Consider the following 16,713-nt stretch of genomic DNA (forward strand, 5'->3'; position numbering starts at 1 on the left):
CGCGAGGGCCGTCGAGCCGCGTTCCGAGAGTCGAGGTTCGCTAGACTTCCGAACGTCGTGCCCCGATGAAGCGGCTCCAGCGACGTTCCCCAACTACCAAGGAGTCCCAGGCGTCATGAAGATCGGAATCCTCACCTCGGGCGGCGATTGCCCCGGACTGAACGCGGTCATCCGCGGATCCGTGCTGAAGGGCGTCATCTCCTACGACACCGAGTTCGTCGGCTTCCGCAACGGCTGGCGCGGCGTCGTCGAAGAGGACCTGATGCCGATCGTGCGTCACGACGTGCGCGGCCTCGCCAAGCAGGGCGGCACGATCCTCGGCTCCAGCCGCACCAACCCGTTCGAGGGCGAGGGCGGGGGCCCCGAGAAGATCCAGGAGATGCTCGACCGCAACGGCATCGACGCGATCATGGCCATCGGCGGCGAGGGCACGCTCACGGCCGCCCGCCGCCTGTGGGACGAAGGCGGCATCAAGGTCATCGGCGTGCCGAAGACCATCGACAACGACCTCGCGGCCACCGACTACTCGTTCGGCTTCGACACGGCCGTGCAGATCGCGACCGAGGCCATCGACCGCCTGCGCACGACGGCCGACTCGCACGGCCGCTGCATGGTGCTCGAGGTCATGGGCCGCCACGTCGGCTGGATCGCCCTGCATTCGGGCATGGCCGGAGGCGCGCACGCGATCCTCATCCCCGAGCAGCCGCAGACCATCGAGCAGATCACCGAATGGGTCGAGTCCGTGCGCGACCGCGGCCGTGCGCCGCTCGTCGTCGTCGCCGAGGGCTTCAAGTTCGAGGGCATGGAGGAGGCGCACTCGCACAAGGGCCTCGACGCGTTCAACCGACCGCGCCTCGGCGGCATCGCCGAGCTCATCGCGCCCATGATCGAGGAGCGCACGGGCATCGAGTCGCGCGCCACCGTGCTCGGCCACATCCAGCGCGGCGGCGAGCCGACCGCGTTCGACCGCGTGCTCGCCACCCGGCTCGGCATGGCCGCCGTCGACGCGGTCTACGACGGCGCGTGGGGCTCCATGGTCACGCTGCGCGGCACCGACATCGAGACGGTCTCGATCGCCGAGGCCGTCGGCTCGCTCAACCAGGTTCCGCCGGCGCGCTACGACGAGGCGAAGATCCTCTTCGGCTGAGTCCGACGGGCGTCGCATGAGTCGAGGCGAACGGATGCCGCTGCCGCAGGTCTGCGTCTGCTACCTGCTGCGCGAGCACGAGGGCCGCACCGAGGTGCTGCTCGGCCGCAAGCGCCACGGCCTGGGCGTCGGCAACTTCGTCGGCCCGGGCGGCAAGCTCGAGCCGGGGGAGTCCGCGGCCGAGGCCATGGTGCGCGAGGTGCTCGAGGAGACGGGCATCCGCGTCGAGCCGCGCGACCTCGAGCCGCGAGGGCTCCTGAGCTACCACTTCCCGCACCGCGAGTCGTGGAGCCAGGAGTCGAGCGTGTTCGTCGCACGTCGATGGAGCGGCGAGCCCGCGGCGTCCGACGAGCTCGAGCCCGAGTGGTTCGCGCTCGACGAGGTGCCCTACGCGACGATGTGGGACGACGCGAGATTCTGGCTGCCCGGCGTGCTCGCGGGCGGCACGGTGCGGCGCACGTTCGTCTTCGGCGCCGACCTCGCGAGCGTGGTGGAGGAGCGCGGAAGCGTCGCGTAGGATTTACCCGGCGTTCGCCGGTTCTTCATCGTTGTCGGCTTTCGCCCTGTTCATCCGGTGACTCTCTGCACCGATCCGAGTCCGATCCAAGAAAGATGCCGGTGGATCTCACCCTCATCGTCGTGCTGGTCATCGCACTGGCCCTCTTCTTCGACTTCACCAACGGCTTCCACGACACCGCCAACGCGATGGCCACGCCCATCGCGACCGGTGCACTCCGGCCGAAGGTGGCGGTCGCGCTCGCCGCGATCCTCAACCTCGTCGGCGCGTTCCTCTCGACCGAGGTGGCCAAGACCATCTCGGGCGGCATCATCAAGGAAGGCGACGGGGGCGTGCTCATCACGCCCCAGCTGATCTTCGCGGGCCTCATCGGCGCCGTCGTCTGGAACATGGTGACCTGGCTGCTCGGCCTGCCGTCGTCGTCGAGCCACGCGCTCTTCGGCGGCCTCATCGGCGCCGCGATCGTGGGCGCCGGCGTCGGCGCCGTCGACTTCGCGGTGGTCGTCTCGAAGGTCATCCTGCCCGCGATCCTCGCGCCGCTCACCGCCGGCCTCATCGCCTACCTGGCGACGAAGCTCGCCTACGCGATCACGCGCCGCTACGACGGCAAGCCCGACGGGCGCTCGGGCTTCCGGTTCGCGCAGATCTTCTCGTCGTCGCTCGTCGCGCTCGCCCACGGCACCAACGACGCGCAGAAGACCATGGGCGTCATCACGCTCACGCTGGTCGCCGCCGGCCTGCAGACCGCGGGCAGCGAAGTGCAGACGTGGGTCATCGTGACCTGCGCGATCGCCATCGCGCTCGGCACGTACATGGGCGGGTGGCGCATCATCCGAACCCTCGGCACGGGCCTCACCGACGTGAAGCCCGCGCAGGGCTTCGCCGCCGAGACCGCGACCGCCGCGACGATCCTCGCATCGAGCCACGTCGGCTTCGCGCTCTCGACCACGCAGGTCGCCTCGGGGTCGGTCATCGGCTCCGGCCTCGGTCGTCGCGGCTCCAAGGTGCGTTGGCGCACCGCCGGCCGCATCGGCATCGGCTGGCTGCTCACGCTGCCCGCGGCCGGCGCCGTGGGTGCGATCGCCGCGTTCATCGCACTGCTCGGTCCCGTCGGCGTCATCCTCGACGCCGTGGTCGGCGCGGGCGTCATCACCGGCATCTTCCTGCTTTCGCAGCGCAGCGAGGTCTCGGCCTCGAACGTCACGAGCGAGGTGGCCGACTCCGGTCGAGCGGTGAAGATCAAGCGCAACCCGAAGCCGAAGGGCAAGGTGTCCAAGTGATCGACTGGCTCGCATTCGTGCTGGTGCTCGTGTCGGCGCTCGTCGGCGCGTGCGTCGTGGTCTCGGCGTACTCCCTCGGCATCCGCCTGCTGACCATCTCGGGGCGCACGCCCGTCGTCACCCCGGCCGAGTTCACCGACGCGATCACGATCGTGACCCCCGCCGAGATCCGCAAGGCCGAGAAGCAGGCCGCCAAGGCGGCCCGCAAGAGCCCGCTCACCGACGGCCAGAAGCGATTCGCGCTCGTCGGCGCCTACGCGAGCTTCGCACTGAGCGCGATCGCCGTGCTCGTCGGCGTCTACCTCATCATCGGCGAGCACCTCTTCAAGATCTTCAGCTGACCGGTCCTTCTGCTGGCCCGCCTCCTCCTGCTATAACTCAATTCCCGACAGTCCACCCGTCGGGCGCACCCGAGCGCCCGTCCCTCATCGAAGGTTCCCGGATGACCACAGAGACCGCCCCTGACACTCGACCCGACGGCGCGAAGCCCGTCGGCGCGTTCGACCGCTTCTTCCAGATCACCGAACGTGGCTCGACGATCGGCACCGAGGTTCGCGGCGGTCTCGTCACGTTCATCACGATGGCCTACATCGTCGTGCTCAACCCGATCATCCTGTCGGCGGGTGTCGACGTCGACGGCAACTCGCTCGCCTTCCCGGCCGTCGCCGCGGTGACGGCGCTCACCGCCGGCGTGATGACGATCCTGTTCGGCCTCGTCGCACGCCTGCCGTTCGCGTTCGCGGCGGGCCTCGGCATCAACTCGTTCCTGGCGTTCAGCGTCGTGGGGCAGGTGACCTGGCCCGAGGCGATGGGCCTGGTCGTCATCAACGGCCTCATCATCGTGCTGCTCGCCGCGACCGGCCTGCGCCGCCTCATCTTCGACGCCGTGCCCTACGAGTTGAAGATCGCGATCACCGTGGGCATCGGCCTCTTCATCGCGTTCATCGGCTTCGTCGATGCGGGCCTCGTGACCGCGACGGGCCAGAACTCGCCCCCGGTGGGCCTCGGCATCGGCGGGTCGATCGCGACCGTTCCGACACTCGTCTTCATCGTCACGCTGCTGCTCACCGGCGTGCTCGTCGCCCGCAAGGTGAAGGGCGCCCTGCTCATCGGCCTCGTCACGGGCACGGTGCTCGCCGTGGTCATCGAGGCGATCTGGCACCTCGGCTCGAGCGTCGACAACGAGGGCGGCTGGGGACTCTCGGTGCCCGCGCTCAACGGCAGCCTGTTCGCGGTGCCCGACCTGAGCCTGGTCGGCGACGTGAGCTTCGACTTCAGCAAGGTCGGCTTCCTCACGGTCATCATGCTCGTCTTCACGCTCGTGTTCACGAACTTCTTCGACGCCATGGGCACCATGACGGGCCTGTCGAAGGAGGCCGGGCTGGCCGACGAGAAGGGCAACTTCCCGCGGCTGAAGAGCGCGCTCGTCGTCGAGGGCGTCGGTGCCGTCGCCGGCGGGTTCACGTCGGGCTCGTCGAACACCGTGTTCATCGAGTCCGGCTCGGGCATCGGCGAGGGTGCCCGCACGGGCTTCGCGAACATCATCACGGGCGTGCTGTTCCTGCTCGCGATGTTCCTCACGCCGCTCGCGCAGATCGTGCCGAGCGAGGTCGCCGCGGCCGCGCTGGTCATCGTCGGCGCCATGATGATGGCGCAGATCCGCGACCTCGACCTCAGCAACTTCTCGGTGCTGCTGCCCGTGTTCCTCACCGTGGTCGTCATGCCGCTCACGTACTCGATCGCGAACGGCATCGGCGCGGGCTTCGTCGCCTGGGTCGTCGTGCGGTCGCTCTCGGGCAAGGCGAAGACGATCAGTCCGCTGCTGTGGATCGTCGCCGCCGGGTTCGTGCTCTACTTCGCCCGTGGTCCGATCGAGGCGCTCTTCGGCGCCTGACCCGCACCCCGAACGACGGATGCCCCGTGGCCGGCCGGCCACGGGGCATCCGCGTTCCTGCTCCGGGCGGGTCAGCCCGCGCGGTCTGCGCCTTCGGTGCCCTCGGGGTGGGTGGCGTCGCGCACGTCGTCGGTGCCGCGCGCCCGCCCGATGGCCGACATCACGTGGAAGATCACGATCGCCGCGATCGTGCCGAGCGCGATGCCGTTGAACGAGACCCCGCCGATCTTGAAGGTGAAGTCGGCGATGCCGATGATGAGCGCCGTGGCCGCCGTGAACTGGTTCACGGGCCGCGAGAAGTCGACCTTGTTGTCGACCCAGATCTTGACGCCGATGATGCCGATGAGCCCGTAGAGGGCCGTCGTCACGCCGCCGAGCACCCCCGGCGGGATCGTGTTGATGACGGCGCCGAACTTGGGGGAGAGGCCGAGCAGGATCGCGACGACGCCCGCGACCCAGTACGCCGCCGTCGAGTACACGCGGGTCGCGGCCATGACGCCGATGTTCTCGCCGTACGTGGTCGTGCCCGATCCGCCGAAGAACCCCGCGATGGTCGTCGCCAGCCCGTCGGAGAACAGGGCGCGACCGGTCGAGCGGTTGATCGAGGCATCCGTCATCTGGGCGACGCCCTTGATGTGGCCGACGTTCTCGGCGACGAGCACGAGCACGACGGGCAGGAACGCGGGCAGGTAGCCCCAGATCGAGGCGTCGGCGAACGGGTTGGACGGGAGGTGGAAGGTCGGCAGGCCCACCCACGCGGCGGCCTCGATCGGCGCATAGTTGACCTGGCCGAGCAGCGCGGCGACGATGTAGCCGAGCACGACGCCCACGAGGATCGACATGCGGCCGAGCAGCCCTCGGAAGAGCACGCTCGAGATGATCACCGCGGCGAGCGTGACGAGGGCCGTGAGCGGCTCCTGCATGAAGTTGTCGCGGGCTGCCGGGGCGAGGTTGAAGCCGATGAGCGCGACGATCGCGCCGGCGACGACGGGCGGCATGAGCGCGTCGATCCACCCGGTGCCGAGCCACTGCACGATGAGGCCGATCGCGGCGAGCAGCACGCCCACTACGACGATGCCGAAGAGCGCCGCGCCCATGGGGTCGGCGACGTTCTCGGCGGCCAGCGCGGCCGTGATCGGGGCGATGAACGCGAACGACGAGCCGAGGTAGCTCGGCACCTTGTTCTGCGTGATGACGAGGAACAGGATCGTGCCGATGCCCGAGAAGAACACCGTGGTCGCGGGCGGGAAGCCCGTGAGGATCGGCACGAGGAAGGTCGCGCCGAACATCGCGATCACGTGCTGCGCCCCGAGCCCGATCGTGCGCGGCCAGCTGAGGCGTTCGCCGGGGGCGACCACCTGCCCCGGAAGCACGTGCTTGCCGTCGCCGTGCAGCGTCCAGGTGAAGTTCATCTCGCTCCGTTCGATCGCGCCCCGTCGGGGATCCCTGAGAGCGTATCGGGGGGTTTGCCCCATGTCATGCAGCCGCCGCGGCTCGTAGCGTTGAAGCATCACCACGAACAGGAGAGATCCCATGACCACCACCGCCACGACCACCGCACCGGCCCCGTTCGCCGAGGTTCCCACCGCGGCCGCTGCCGCGCAGGAGTCGAACGGCTTCAGCATCTCGAGCCTCGTGCTCGGCATCGTCTCGATCTTCGCGAGCTTCACGTTCTTCGTGCCCGCCGTCGGCCTCGTGCTCGGCATCATGGCGCTCAAGCGCGAGCCGGCCTCGCGCACCATGGCGATCTGGGGCATCGTGCTGAACGGCGTCATGCTCGCGGGCACCGTGCTCGTCACCTTCGGAGCGCTGCTCTTCGGGCTGGCGATGCTGCCGTTCCTGCCGTTCGCCCTCATCTGAGCCGTCAGGCGGTCGCGAAGGCCGCCTGCGATGCTCGCACCCTCGAGGCGGGGGCTCCTTCGGGGGCCCCCGCCTCAGGCGTAGAAGCCGCGGAGCAGCGCCTCGGTGCCGTCGACGTGCTCGGCCATCGCGGCCGCCGCCTCGTCGGCGTTGCCGCGGAGGATCGCGGCGACGATCGCCCGGTGCTGGACGTTCGCGTGCACGATGTTCGGCGCGAGCAGCGGGATGCCGTCGAGCAGTTCGTTGACCCGCATGCGCACGTCGGCGACCAGCGGGATCACGCTCGGCGCGCCGAGCAGTTCGGCGATGAGCAGGTGCAGGCGCGAATCCGCGGTGCGGTACTGCTCGGCGGAGGCGGCGTCGCAGGCCTCGTACGCCTGCCAGAGGCGGTCGCGGTCTGCTGAGCTCAGCTCGCTCTCGGCGGCCCGGCGTGCCGTGCCGACCTCGATGACTGCGCGGAGGGCGAGCGTGTCGCCGAGGTGCGCCGCGCGGCGGGCCCGCTCGTCGTCGGAAACGACGCCGGCGACGACGGGTCGGGGCGTCGGCAGCACGTCGGACACGAACGTGCCGCCGCTGCGGCCGCGGCGCGCGACGAGCCACCCGGCGTCGGCGAGCGACCCGATCGCCTCGCGGAGGGTGTCGCGACTCACCTCGAGCATGCCCGCGAGCTCGCGCTCGGCGGGCAACCGATCGCCCGGACCGATGAGGCCGAGGCGGATCGACTGGAGCAGGCGCTGCACGGTCTCCTCGAAGGCGTTCGCCTGGCGCGCGGGCGTGAAGAGCAGCGCGGCGCTCACCGTGCCCGACGCGCCATCGCCCGAGGCTTCGGATGCGGCATCCGAAGCCTCGGGCGATGCGGAACGGGACGTCATGCGCTCAAGCCTAGAGCGGCGTGACGTAGGCCGAGCTGATGCCGCCGTCGACGAGGAACGTCGACCCCGTGATGAACGAGGCGTCGTCGCTGGCGAGGAACGCGACCGCCGCCGCGAGCTCCTCGGGCTCGGCGAACCGTCCGACCGGGATGTGCACGAGGCGGCGCTGGGCGCGCTCGGGATCCTTCGCGAAGAGCTCCTGCAGGAGCGGCGTGTTGACGGGGCCCGGGCAGAGCGCATTCACCCGGATGCCCTGGCGGGCGAACTGCACGCCGAGCTCGCGGCTCATGGCGAGCACGCCGCCCTTCGAGGCGGTGTACGAGATCTGCGAGGTCGCCGATCCGAGCACCGCGACGAACGACGCCGTGTTGATGATCGAGCCGCGGCCCTGCGGCACCATGTGGCGGAGCGCTGCGCGGGAGCAGAGGTACACCGACTTCAGGTTGACGTCCTGCACCTTCTGCCAGGCTGGCAGCTCGGTCGTCTCGATCGAGTCGTCGTCGGGCGGCGAGATGCCCGCGTTGTTGAACGCGATGTCGACCGAGCCGTACGCGCGCGCGGCCTCGTCGAAGAGGTGGTCGACCTGGTCCTGGTCGGTCACGTCGACCCGCACGAAGAGGCCGTCGACGAGTTCGGCGGCGGCGGGTCCCGCCGTGGCATCCATGTCGCCGATGACGACCCTCGCGCCCTCGGCTGCGAGGCGCTTGGCGGTCGCGAGCCCGATGCCGGAGGCGCCGCCGGTGATGACGGCGACCCGGCCGGCGAGTCGCTGCGTGAGGTCGATGCGTGGAAGGTCGGTCATGGTGCTCCTGTCTGGGATTTGTCGACGGCTGTCGGCGCCGTCAGTCGACGGCGAGGAAGACGTTCTTGGTCTCGGTGAACGCGAGCGGTGCGTCGGGTCCGAGCTCGCGACCGAGCCCCGACTGCTTGAATCCGCCGAACGGCGTGCTGTACCGCACCGACGAGTGCGAGTTCACGCTGAGGTTGCCCGATTCGACGGCCCGGGCGACGCGGATGCCGCGCGAGAGGTCGCGGGTCCAGATTGAGCCCGAGAGGCCGAACCGGCTCGCGTTCGCGAAGCCGACCGCGTCGGCCTCGTCGTCGAACGGGAAGACCGAGACGACCGGGCCGAAGATCTCATCGCGGGCCGTGCGCGCGTCGCGCGCGGGCGTGAGCACGGTCGGTGCGAACCAGAAGCCGTCGCCCGTCGGCGCGCTGCCCCGGAAGGCGACGTCGGCGTCGTCGGGCACGAACGAGCGCACGCGGTCGAGGTGCTCGCGCGCGACGAGCGGGCCCATCTCGGTCGACTCGTCGTTCGGGTCGCCGACCCTGACGTTCGCGACCGCGGGTTCGAGCAGCTCCATGAACCGGTCGTAGACGCTGCGCTCGACGAGGATCCGGCTGCGCGCGCAGCAGTCCTGCCCGGCGTTCTCGAAGACGCCGTAGGGGGCGGTCGCGGCGGCCCGCTCGAGGTCGGCGTCGGCGAAGACGATGTTCGCGCTCTTGCCGCCGAGCTCGAGCGTGACGCGCTTCACCTGCTCGGCGCATCCGGCCATGATGCGCTTGCCGACCTCGGTCGAGCCCGTGAAGACGACCTTGCGCACGGTCTCGTTCGTGACGAAGCGCTCGCCGACGACCGAGCCCGCGCCGGGCACGACCTGGAACAGCCCCTCGGGCAGGCCGGCCGTGAGCGCGAGCTCGCCGAGCCGCAGGCTCGTCAGCGGCGTCCAATCGGCCGGCTTCAGCACGACCGCGTTGCCGGCCGCGAGCGCCGGGGCGAAACCCCATGACGCGATCGTCATCGGGAAGTTCCACGGCGTGATCACGCCGACGACGCCGAGCGGCTCCTGGAAGGTGACGTCGAGGCCGCCGGCCACCGGGATCTGCCGGCCGAACAGGCGCTCCGGCGACGCCGAGTAGTACTCGAGCACGTCGCGCACGTGCGCGGCCTCCCACCTCGCCTGCGTGATCGGATGCCCCGAGTTGCGCACCTCGAGGGCGGCGAGCTCCTCGACCGCGCCGTCGACGGCATCGGCGAACCGCCGCAGCATGCGGCCCCGGTCGGCAGGCGCGAGCCGCGCCCACTCGCGCTGCGCCTCGGCGGCACGGGCGATGGCGGCATCCGTCTGCTCGATCGTCGACGATTCGACGGTCGTCACGACCTTCCCGTCGGCCGGGTTGACGATGGTCCTGGTCATGCTGGGCTCCTCGTGGTGCGTGCGGCGGAACCGGTGGCCTGGTCGGCTCGGGCGGCGCGGTCGGTCCGGGCGGCGCGGTCGGTCCGGGCGGCGCGGTGCGTGCGGGCGGCGTCGACGAGCCCGGCGAACAGCCGGCGGTCGGCCGCGTTCTCCTCCGGATGCCACTGCACGCCAAGTCCGAAGGGCACGCCCTCGACCTCGACGGCCTCGATCACCCCGTCGTCGGTGCGCGCGGTGACGGTGAGGCCGTCGGCCACCCGGTCGAGCGCCTGATGGTGGTAGAGGTGAACGGGCAGGCGCCCGTCGCCCACGAGCCCGCCCAGCAGCGAGCCGGACTCGACGCTCACCTCGTCGTCGCCGAAGACCGCGGGACCGGGCTGGTACTTCTCGGATCCGACCACGTCGGGCAGGTGCTGCACGAGCGTGCCGCCGAGCGCGACGTTCAGCATCTGCGCACCACGGCAGATGCCGAGGAACGGGGTCTCCGACGAGATCGCCTCGGCGAGCAGGTCGTGCTCCCATGCATCGCGGTCCGTGCGGGGCGCGCCCGTGCGCGGATGGGCCTCCTGCCCGTACCGTGCGGGGTCGACGTCTGCGCCGCCTGCGACGATGAGCCCGTCGAGCCCGGCGAGCACCGCCCTCGCGATGCCGGGTGACGACGGCTGCGGCGGCAGCAGCACGGCGATGCCGCCCGCGTCGGTGACCGCGTCGAGGTACACCTTCGGCAGGAACGACGCCGGGACGTCCCACACGCCGGTCCGCGCCTGCTCGAGATAGGTGGTCACGCCGATCAGCGGTGCGGATGCGGCGGCCCCCACCGCGGCATCCGCACCGGTCACTGGAGTCGGACCGGTGCCTGCGGCGATCGGTTCAGAGCCGTTCGAAGCCACGAACACGCTCCCAGTCCGTCACGGCCGCGTCGTAGGCGGCGAGTTCGACGCGCGCGTTGTTGAGGTAGTGCTCGACCACCTCGTCGCCGAACGCGTCGCGCGCGATGTCCGATCCGGCGAACAGGTCGGCAGCTTCGCGCAGCGTCGCCGGAACGCGCGCCACGTCGCTCTCGTAGGCATTGCCGACGAAGAGGTCGCCGGGTTCGAGCTCCTGCTCGATGCCGTGCAGGCCCGCCGCGATGAGCGCGGCGACCGCGAGGTACTGGTTGACGTCACCGCCGGGGACGCGGTTCTCGACGCGCATGCCGTGCCCGTGCCCGACGACGCGCAGCGCGCACGTGCGGTTGTCGAGGCCCCAGGCGATCGCGGTCGGCGCGAACGATCCCGCGACGTAGCGCTTGTACGAGTTGATGTTCGGCGCCGAGAAGAGCGTGAGCTCGCGCATCGCGGCGAGCTGCCCGGCGAGGAAGTGCCGGAAGAGCTTCGACATGCCGTGCGGGGCATCGGGGTCGCTGAACACCGCCGAGCCGCCCTCACCGCGCAGGCTGATGTGGATGTGGCAGCTGTTGCCCTCGCGCTCGTTGAACTTCGCCATGAAGGTGAGCGACCTGCCGTGGCGGTCGGCGATCTCCTTCGCCCCGTTCTTGTAGATCGAGTGGTTGTCGCAGGTGCCGAGCGCGTCGGTGTACCGGAACGCGATCTCCTGCTGGCCGAGGTTGCACTCGCCCTTCACGCCCTCGCAGTACATGCCCGCGCCGTCCATGGAGTTGCGGATGTCTCGCAGCAGCGGCTCCATGCGCGTCGACGCGAGCAGCGCGTAGTCGATGTTGTAGTCGCTCGCGGGCGTGAGGTCGCGGTACCCCTTGCGCCACGCGTCGCGGAACGAGTCGTCGAATACGATGAACTCGAGCTCGGTGCCGACGAAGGCGGTGAGCCCACGCTCCGCGAGGCGTTCGAGCTGTCGTTGCAGGATGCGACGCGGCGACGCTTCGACCGGGGTGCCGTCGAGCCACTGCAGGTCGGCGGTCACGAGCGCGGTCGCCTCGAGCCAGGGCGCCGCGCGCAGCGTCGAGAAGTCGGGGATGAGCGCCATGTCGCCGTAGCCGCGCTCCCAGCTCGACATCGCGTAGCCGTCGACCGTGTTCATCTCGACGTCGACCGCGAGCAGGTAGTTGCACGCCTCGGCGCCGTGCTCGGCGACGTCCTCGAGGAAGAGCCTCGCCGAGACGCGCTTGCCGACGAGTCGGCCCTGCATGTCGGTGAACGCGACGATGACCGTGTCGACCTCGCCCTCGTCGACCGCCGATCGCAGTGCGTCGAGGGTCAGGAATCCCTTCGGTGCCGGCATCCGATGCTCCTTCGCGAACCTAATGGTCGGGTGTTCCGACCATTAGAGCACAGTCGCTGCGACCGCGATAGGACTGTCCGGCTGCTGTGCCGGGTCGTGAAGGCGAGCATCATTCGAAAAAGGTCTGGACGGGCTACCATTCAGACCCCTAAAGTCAGCCCCAAGCATCGCACCCCCCCCGCGCCGGCCGTCGGCTCGCGCGAACGAGCACAAGGGAGCCGTCATGGCGAAAGACACCCTGAAGGTCTCGGGCGTGAAGTACACGACCGCCGACCAGGGCTACTTCGAGAAGCGCAGACTCACGAGAACGGCCGGCGTCTGGGGCCTCTGGGGACTCGCGGTCGCCGCGGTCATCTCCGGCGACTTCTCCGGCTGGAACTTCGGCATCGACTTCGCCGGGTTCGGCGGCATGCTGATCGCGTTCGCGATCCTCGTGGTCATGTACTACGGCCTGATCTTCTCGATCGGCGAGATGGCCTCGGCGATGCCGCACACGGGCGGGGCGTACTCGTTCTCGCGCGCGGCCATGGGGCCGTGGGGCGGATTCGTCACCGGGCTCGCCGAGACGATCGAGTACGTCGCGACCACGGCGGTGATCGTGTACTTCTCCGCCGCCTACGCGGACAGCATCACGGCCGAACTGCTCGGCTTCTCGATGCCCGCGTGGGTCTGGTGGATCGTGCTCTACCTCGTGTTCATCGCCCTGAACTCGGCCGGTGCGAGCATCTCGTTCAAGTTCGCGATCGTCGTCTCGATCATCTCCATCGCGATCCTGCTCGTGTTCAGCGCCATGGCGATCTTCTCGGGAGCGTTCTCGTGGGACAAGCTCTACGACATCGCTCCGGATGCCGGTGCCAGCGCGTTCCTCCCGCACGGCGTCTTCCCGATCCTCTTCGCGCTGCCGTTCGCGATGTGGTTCTTCCTCGGCATCGAGGAGCTCCCCCTGGCCGCCGAGGAGTCGCACAACCCCGTCCGCGACATCCCCCGTGCCGGGCTCTGGGCACGCGGCACGCTCATCGTCACCGGCCTGCTCGTGCTCGTGCTCAACACGGGCGTCATCGGCGCCGAGGCGACCGGCGTCGCGGGCGAGCCGCTGCTCGACGGCTTCCGCGCGATCGTCGGCGACGGCGCCGCCGCGGTGCTCGCGCTGTTCGCGCTCATCGGCCTGCTCGCGTCGCTGCAGGGCATCATGTTCGCCTACGGACGCAACATGTACTCGCTCTCGCGGGCCGGCTACTACCCGAGGTTCCTCTCGCTGACCGGCAAGCGGCAGACGCCGTACGTCGCACTGTTCGCGGGCGGCCTGATCGGGTTCATCGCCCTCGTCGTGGTCGACGCCGCCGGCGGTGCGACCGGGGTCGCCGGTGCGATCGTGCTGAACATCGCCGTCTGGGGTGCCGTGCTGGCCTACCTGCTGCAGATGGTCTCGTTCGTGATCCTGCGTCGCAAGTACCCGAACGCCAAGCGTCCGTACCGCAGCCCGTGGGGCGTCGGCGGCGCGGTGACGGCGGCAGTGATCGCCGCGCTCATCTTCGTCGGATTCCTGCTGAACCCCACGTTCCTGCCCGCGATCATCGCGATCATCGTGGTCTACGTGGTCATGCTCGCGATCTTCGCCCTCTGGGGCCGGCACCGCCTCGTGCTCTCGCCCGAGGAGGAGTACGCCGTCTCCGGCGGCCTGCACGGCGATCCGCAGGCCGAGGGCTACGGCGGCGCGGTCGAGCAGGAGCTGCTCGCTGCCGACGGCGTCGACGACGCCGGCGGAGCCGCCGACCCCGTGGGCGGCTCCGGAGCGAGCTGAACGCACCCGATCGGCCGGTCGATCCGACCGGCCGATCGGCGCGTCCGGACGATCGATCGCGATCGTCGGCGCACTCAGGATCCGGTCGGGATCCCGCGAGTAGGCTCGATTGCGAACCGACCCGGAGGTGTTCGTGACGACGACGTCAGACAATCCAACCCCTACCCGAACCGAGACCGATTCCCTCGGAACGGTCGAGGTCCCGGCAGACGCCTATTGGGGCGTGCACACGCTTCGGGCCCTCGAGAACTTCCCGATCTCGAAGCGGCCCATCTCGGTCTATCCCGAACTCGTGATCGCGCTCGCCGCCGTCAAGCAGGCCGCCGCACGGGCGAACCACGACGTCGGCGTGCTGAACGACGAGAAGGCCGCGTGGATCGACGAGGCATGCCAGCGCATCATGGACGGCGCGTTCCACGAGCAGTTCGTCGTCGGCGTGATCCAGGGCGGCGCCGGCACGTCGACCAACATGAACGCGAACGAGGTCATCGCCAACGTCGCGCTCGAGCTGGCCGGGTACGCCAAGGGGCGGTACGACATCCTGCATCCGATCGACGACGTGAACCGCAGCCAGTCGACGAACGACACCTACCCGACCGCGCTCAAGGTCGCGATGACCTACTCGCTCACGACCATGCTCGACGAGCTCGAGCTGCTGCGCCGCTCGTTCAGCGCCAAGGGCCGCGAGTTCCACGAGATCCTGAAGGTCGGGCGCACGCAGCTGCAGGATGCCGTGCCCATGACGCTCGGCCAGGAGTTCCACGGGTTCGCGACGACGCTCGGCGAAGACCTCGAGCGACTCCGCGAGACGATCAAGCTGCTCGGCGAGGTGAACCTCGGCGCCACCGCCATCGGAACCGGCATCACCGCCGACCCCGGCTACGCGGGCCGCGCCGTCGCGCATCTCGGCGTGATCACCGGCCACCAGCTCGTCACCGCGCCGGACCTCATCGAGGCCACGAGCGACACCGGCGTGTTCATGACGTTCTCGAGCGCGCTGAAGCGCAGCGCGATCAAGCTCTCGAAGATCTGCAACGACCTGCGCCTGCTCTCGTCGGGTCCGCAGGCGGGCTTCGGCGAGATCAACCTGCCGCCCAAGCAGGCCGGTTCCTCGATCATGCCGGGCAAGGTCAACCCCGTGATCCCCGAGGCCGTGAGCCAGGTCGCCTACGCGATCGCCGGCGCCGACCTCACGGTCACCATGGCGGCCGAGAGCGGGCAGCTGCAGCTGAACGCGTTCGAGCCCGTCATCGCGCACTCCCTGCTGCAGTCGATCACGTGGATGCGCCAGGCCTGCTGGACCCTGCGCGTCAACTGCGTCGACGGCATCACGGCCAACACCGAGCGGCTCGCCGGCATGGTGGCCTCGAGCGTGGGGGTCATCACGGCGCTCATCCCGTTCATCGGGTACGCCGAGGCGTCGGCACTGGCGAAGCTCGCGCTCGCGACCGGTCGGCCGGTCGCCGACCTCGTGGTCGAGGCCGGGCTCATGACGCGCGAGGCCGTCGAGGCCCAGCTGGTGCCTGCGAAGCTCTCGGGCATCGGCCCGATCACGCAGGCGATCCCGGTCATCAAGCTGCAGGGCGAACCCTCGGAGTGACCCGGCGGATGTCGCGGCGGCCCGGGCTGGGCCGGCGCGGCATCCGTGCTCGGGATCGTGTTCACCGAACGGATGCCGTGGCATCCGCTCGTGCGATTCACGCGGAGGCGCGAGGGGCGCGAGGTCAGATGACGCGGCAGTGGGTCGTCAGCGACCCGATGCCCTCGATGCTCACCGTCACGGTCGAGCCGTCGCGCATGAACACGGGCGGCTTGCGCGAGTAGCCGGCGCCGCCGGGGCTGCCCGTGGAGATGAGGGTTCCGGGCGGGATCGTGGCCGAGCGCGAGAGCAGCGAGATGATCTCGGCGACGCTGCGCACCATCTCGGCGGTCGACGCGTCCTGCATGATGCTGCCGTCGAGGTTCGTCGTGAGCCAGAGGTCCTGCGGGTCGGGGATCTCGTCGGCCGTCACCACGACCGGGCCGGTGGGCGTGAAGCCGTCGAACGACTTGCACCTCGACCACTGCGCCTCGGAGAACTGGATGTTGCGCGCCGTGATGTCGTTGACCACGGTGTAGCCCCACACGTAGTCGAGCGCGTCGCGCGCGTGCACGCCGCGCGCCGGCTTGCCGATGATGACGCCGAGCTCGGCCTCGTAGTCGACCTCTTCGGACAGGTCGGCGGGCCACGTGGTCGTCGCACCGTGCGCGGTCAGCGAGTTCGGCCACAGCGAGAAGATGGTCATCGCGGTCTCGGAGCGCAGCTTCAGCTCTGACGCATGCGCCGCGTAGTTCGCGCCGATCGCGATGACCTGCGCGGGCCGCAGCACGGCCGACGAGTGGCGCAGGTCTGCGACGCGGTGCCGGGGGAGTGCGGCCGGGGCGACGGATGCCTCGAACTCGAGTTCGTGCTCGTGCTCGGTCGCGGCCTCGGGGTCGGGTGCGCCGACGGCCGCACGCACGCGGGCGAGCCCTTCTGGCCCCTGCTCGATGAGGTCCTGCAGGTCGCGCGGCGCGCGGCGCATCACCTCGTCGAGGAAGATCGCGGATTCGCCGTCGACCACCGCGAGTCGGGGGGTCGTCTGGCCGTCGACTCTGAGGTGCGCAAATCTCACTTGTCTAGGCTAACGGCCCGATTCACCCCGAACCTGTGCGAGACGTACAAGATCGGATGCGGAGTCCGACACGATGTCGATGAGTCGGAGGTGTCGACCACGTGCCCGCCAGGCGCGCTCCACGGCGCCGACGTCGCAGGAACATCCGAAGTCTCATCCCTGAAACAGCGTCAATTCGGCGAAATCTGATGCTCTCGAAGGGTTGACGCCGCAGACATCGGATGTTTATGCTCGTCCTGCCCACGAAAGGAC

The 16,713-nt window shown here is 69.8% G+C and carries 15 protein-coding genes; 8 read left to right on the forward strand and 7 right to left on the reverse strand.

Annotated features, from left to right (window positions below; genetic code table 11):
- Positions 1-115 precede the first annotated feature (115 nt).
- From BM342_RS17315 to BM342_RS17335, 5 genes are all read left to right on the forward strand, one after another.
- Positions 116-1,147, forward strand: coding sequence for a 6-phosphofructokinase (locus BM342_RS17315; protein WP_092968337.1), 1,032 nt, complete (start codon positions 116-118; stop codon positions 1,145-1,147).
- A 34-nt stretch (positions 1,148-1,181) separates the two neighbouring features.
- On the forward strand, positions 1,182-1,664 hold the full coding sequence (locus tag BM342_RS17320) for an 8-oxo-dGTP diphosphatase (RefSeq protein ID WP_177232237.1): 483 nt from the start codon (positions 1,182-1,184) through the stop codon (positions 1,662-1,664).
- 101 nt (positions 1,665-1,765) lie between these two features.
- A complete protein-coding gene (locus BM342_RS17325) occupies positions 1,766-2,944 on the forward strand; it encodes an inorganic phosphate transporter (protein WP_092968811.1) in 1,179 nt (392 codons plus the stop codon).
- Positions 2,941-3,285 carry a peptidase gene (locus tag BM342_RS17330; protein WP_092968341.1) on the forward strand — a complete coding sequence of 115 codons (345 nt, stop codon included), beginning with the start codon at positions 2,941-2,943 and terminating at the stop codon, positions 3,283-3,285. Before BM342_RS17325 ends, BM342_RS17330 begins: the two co-directional genes overlap by 4 nt.
- A gap of 101 nt (positions 3,286-3,386) precedes the next feature.
- On the forward strand, positions 3,387-4,838 hold the full coding sequence (locus BM342_RS17335; RefSeq protein WP_092968343.1) for an NCS2 family permease: 1,452 nt from the start codon (positions 3,387-3,389) through the stop codon (positions 4,836-4,838).
- Between the two features lie 71 nt (positions 4,839-4,909).
- On the opposite strand, the gene BM342_RS17340 is transcribed toward BM342_RS17335, so the two are convergent.
- Entirely contained in the window at positions 4,910-6,250 is a 1,341-nt protein-coding gene (locus BM342_RS17340) for a uracil-xanthine permease family protein (RefSeq protein ID WP_092968345.1), read from the reverse strand.
- Between the two features lie 121 nt (positions 6,251-6,371).
- Between BM342_RS17340 and BM342_RS17345 the strand changes: the two genes are divergently transcribed.
- Positions 6,372-6,698 (forward strand): DUF4190 domain-containing protein, encoded by a 327-nt coding sequence (locus BM342_RS17345; protein WP_143109922.1) that lies wholly within the window; start codon positions 6,372-6,374, stop codon positions 6,696-6,698.
- Positions 6,699-6,772: 74 nt separating this feature from the next.
- On the opposite strand, the gene BM342_RS17350 is transcribed toward BM342_RS17345, so the two are convergent.
- Genes BM342_RS17350 through BM342_RS17370 form a run of 5 tightly spaced genes read right to left on the reverse strand, consistent with a single transcriptional unit; the run spans position 6,773 to position 12,006 of the window.
- On the reverse strand, positions 6,773-7,570 hold the full coding sequence (locus tag BM342_RS17350) for a FadR/GntR family transcriptional regulator (RefSeq protein ID WP_092968347.1): 798 nt from the start codon (positions 7,568-7,570) through the stop codon (positions 6,773-6,775).
- Between the two features lie 10 nt (positions 7,571-7,580).
- Positions 7,581-8,372, reverse strand: coding sequence for a 3-oxoacyl-ACP reductase (locus BM342_RS17355; protein ID WP_177232239.1), 792 nt, complete (start codon positions 8,370-8,372; stop codon positions 7,581-7,583).
- Between the two features lie 40 nt (positions 8,373-8,412).
- Positions 8,413-9,768 (reverse strand): aldehyde dehydrogenase family protein, encoded by a 1,356-nt coding sequence (locus BM342_RS17360; RefSeq protein WP_092968349.1) that lies wholly within the window; start codon positions 9,766-9,768, stop codon positions 8,413-8,415.
- Positions 9,765-10,586 (reverse strand): gamma-glutamyl-gamma-aminobutyrate hydrolase family protein, encoded by an 822-nt coding sequence (locus BM342_RS17365; protein ID WP_092968839.1) that lies wholly within the window; start codon positions 10,584-10,586, stop codon positions 9,765-9,767. Before BM342_RS17365 ends, BM342_RS17360 begins: the two co-directional genes overlap by 4 nt.
- Positions 10,587-10,638: 52 nt before the next feature.
- Positions 10,639-12,006, reverse strand: coding sequence for a glutamine synthetase family protein (locus BM342_RS17370; RefSeq protein ID WP_092968351.1), 1,368 nt, complete (start codon positions 12,004-12,006; stop codon positions 10,639-10,641).
- A 223-nt stretch (positions 12,007-12,229) separates the two neighbouring features.
- Here BM342_RS17370 and BM342_RS17375 point away from each other — a divergent pair, with 223 nt between their 5' ends.
- A complete protein-coding gene (locus BM342_RS17375) occupies positions 12,230-13,807 on the forward strand; it encodes an amino acid permease (protein ID WP_092968353.1) in 1,578 nt (525 codons plus the stop codon).
- 133 nt (positions 13,808-13,940) lie between these two features.
- Entirely contained in the window at positions 13,941-15,407 is a 1,467-nt protein-coding gene (locus BM342_RS17380; RefSeq protein ID WP_177232240.1) for an aspartate ammonia-lyase, read from the forward strand.
- Positions 15,408-15,531: 124 nt separating this feature from the next.
- Here BM342_RS17380 and BM342_RS17385 read toward each other — a convergent pair whose 3' ends face one another.
- Positions 15,532-16,461, reverse strand: a complete 930-nt coding sequence (locus tag BM342_RS17385) for a fumarylacetoacetate hydrolase family protein (protein WP_255368897.1) — start codon at positions 16,459-16,461, stop codon at positions 15,532-15,534.
- Between the last annotated feature and the right edge of the window lie 252 nt (positions 16,462-16,713).

This window comes from Agromyces sp. CF514, from assembly GCF_900113185.1.
Classification (GTDB): Bacteria; Actinomycetota; Actinomycetes; order Actinomycetales; family Microbacteriaceae; genus Agromyces.

What these genes read in the sequence shown, in the direction of transcription:
- BM342_RS17315 (WP_092968337.1), top strand. Translation starts at nt 116, where the DNA reads ATGAAGATCGGAATCCTCACCTCGGGCGGCGATTGCCCCGGACTGAAC.
- BM342_RS17320 (WP_177232237.1), top strand. Translation starts at nt 1,182, where the DNA reads ATGCCGCTGCCGCAGGTCTGCGTCTGCTACCTGCTGCGCGAGCACGAG.
- BM342_RS17335 (WP_092968343.1), top strand. Translation starts at nt 3,387, where the DNA reads ATGACCACAGAGACCGCCCCTGACACTCGACCCGACGGCGCGAAGCCC.
- BM342_RS17340 (WP_092968345.1), bottom strand. Translation starts at nt 6,250, where the DNA reads ATGAACTTCACCTGGACGCTGCACGGCGACGGCAAGCACGTGCTTCCG.
- BM342_RS17345 (WP_143109922.1), top strand. Translation starts at nt 6,372, where the DNA reads ATGACCACCACCGCCACGACCACCGCACCGGCCCCGTTCGCCGAGGTT.
- BM342_RS17350 (WP_092968347.1), bottom strand. Translation starts at nt 7,570, where the DNA reads ATGACGTCCCGTTCCGCATCGCCCGAGGCTTCGGATGCCGCATCCGAA.
- BM342_RS17355 (WP_177232239.1), bottom strand. Translation starts at nt 8,372, where the DNA reads ATGACCGACCTTCCACGCATCGACCTCACGCAGCGACTCGCCGGCCGG.
- BM342_RS17360 (WP_092968349.1), bottom strand. Translation starts at nt 9,768, where the DNA reads ATGACCAGGACCATCGTCAACCCGGCCGACGGGAAGGTCGTGACGACC.
- BM342_RS17370 (WP_092968351.1), bottom strand. Translation starts at nt 12,006, where the DNA reads ATGCCGGCACCGAAGGGATTCCTGACCCTCGACGCACTGCGATCGGCG.
- BM342_RS17375 (WP_092968353.1), top strand. Translation starts at nt 12,230, where the DNA reads ATGGCGAAAGACACCCTGAAGGTCTCGGGCGTGAAGTACACGACCGCC.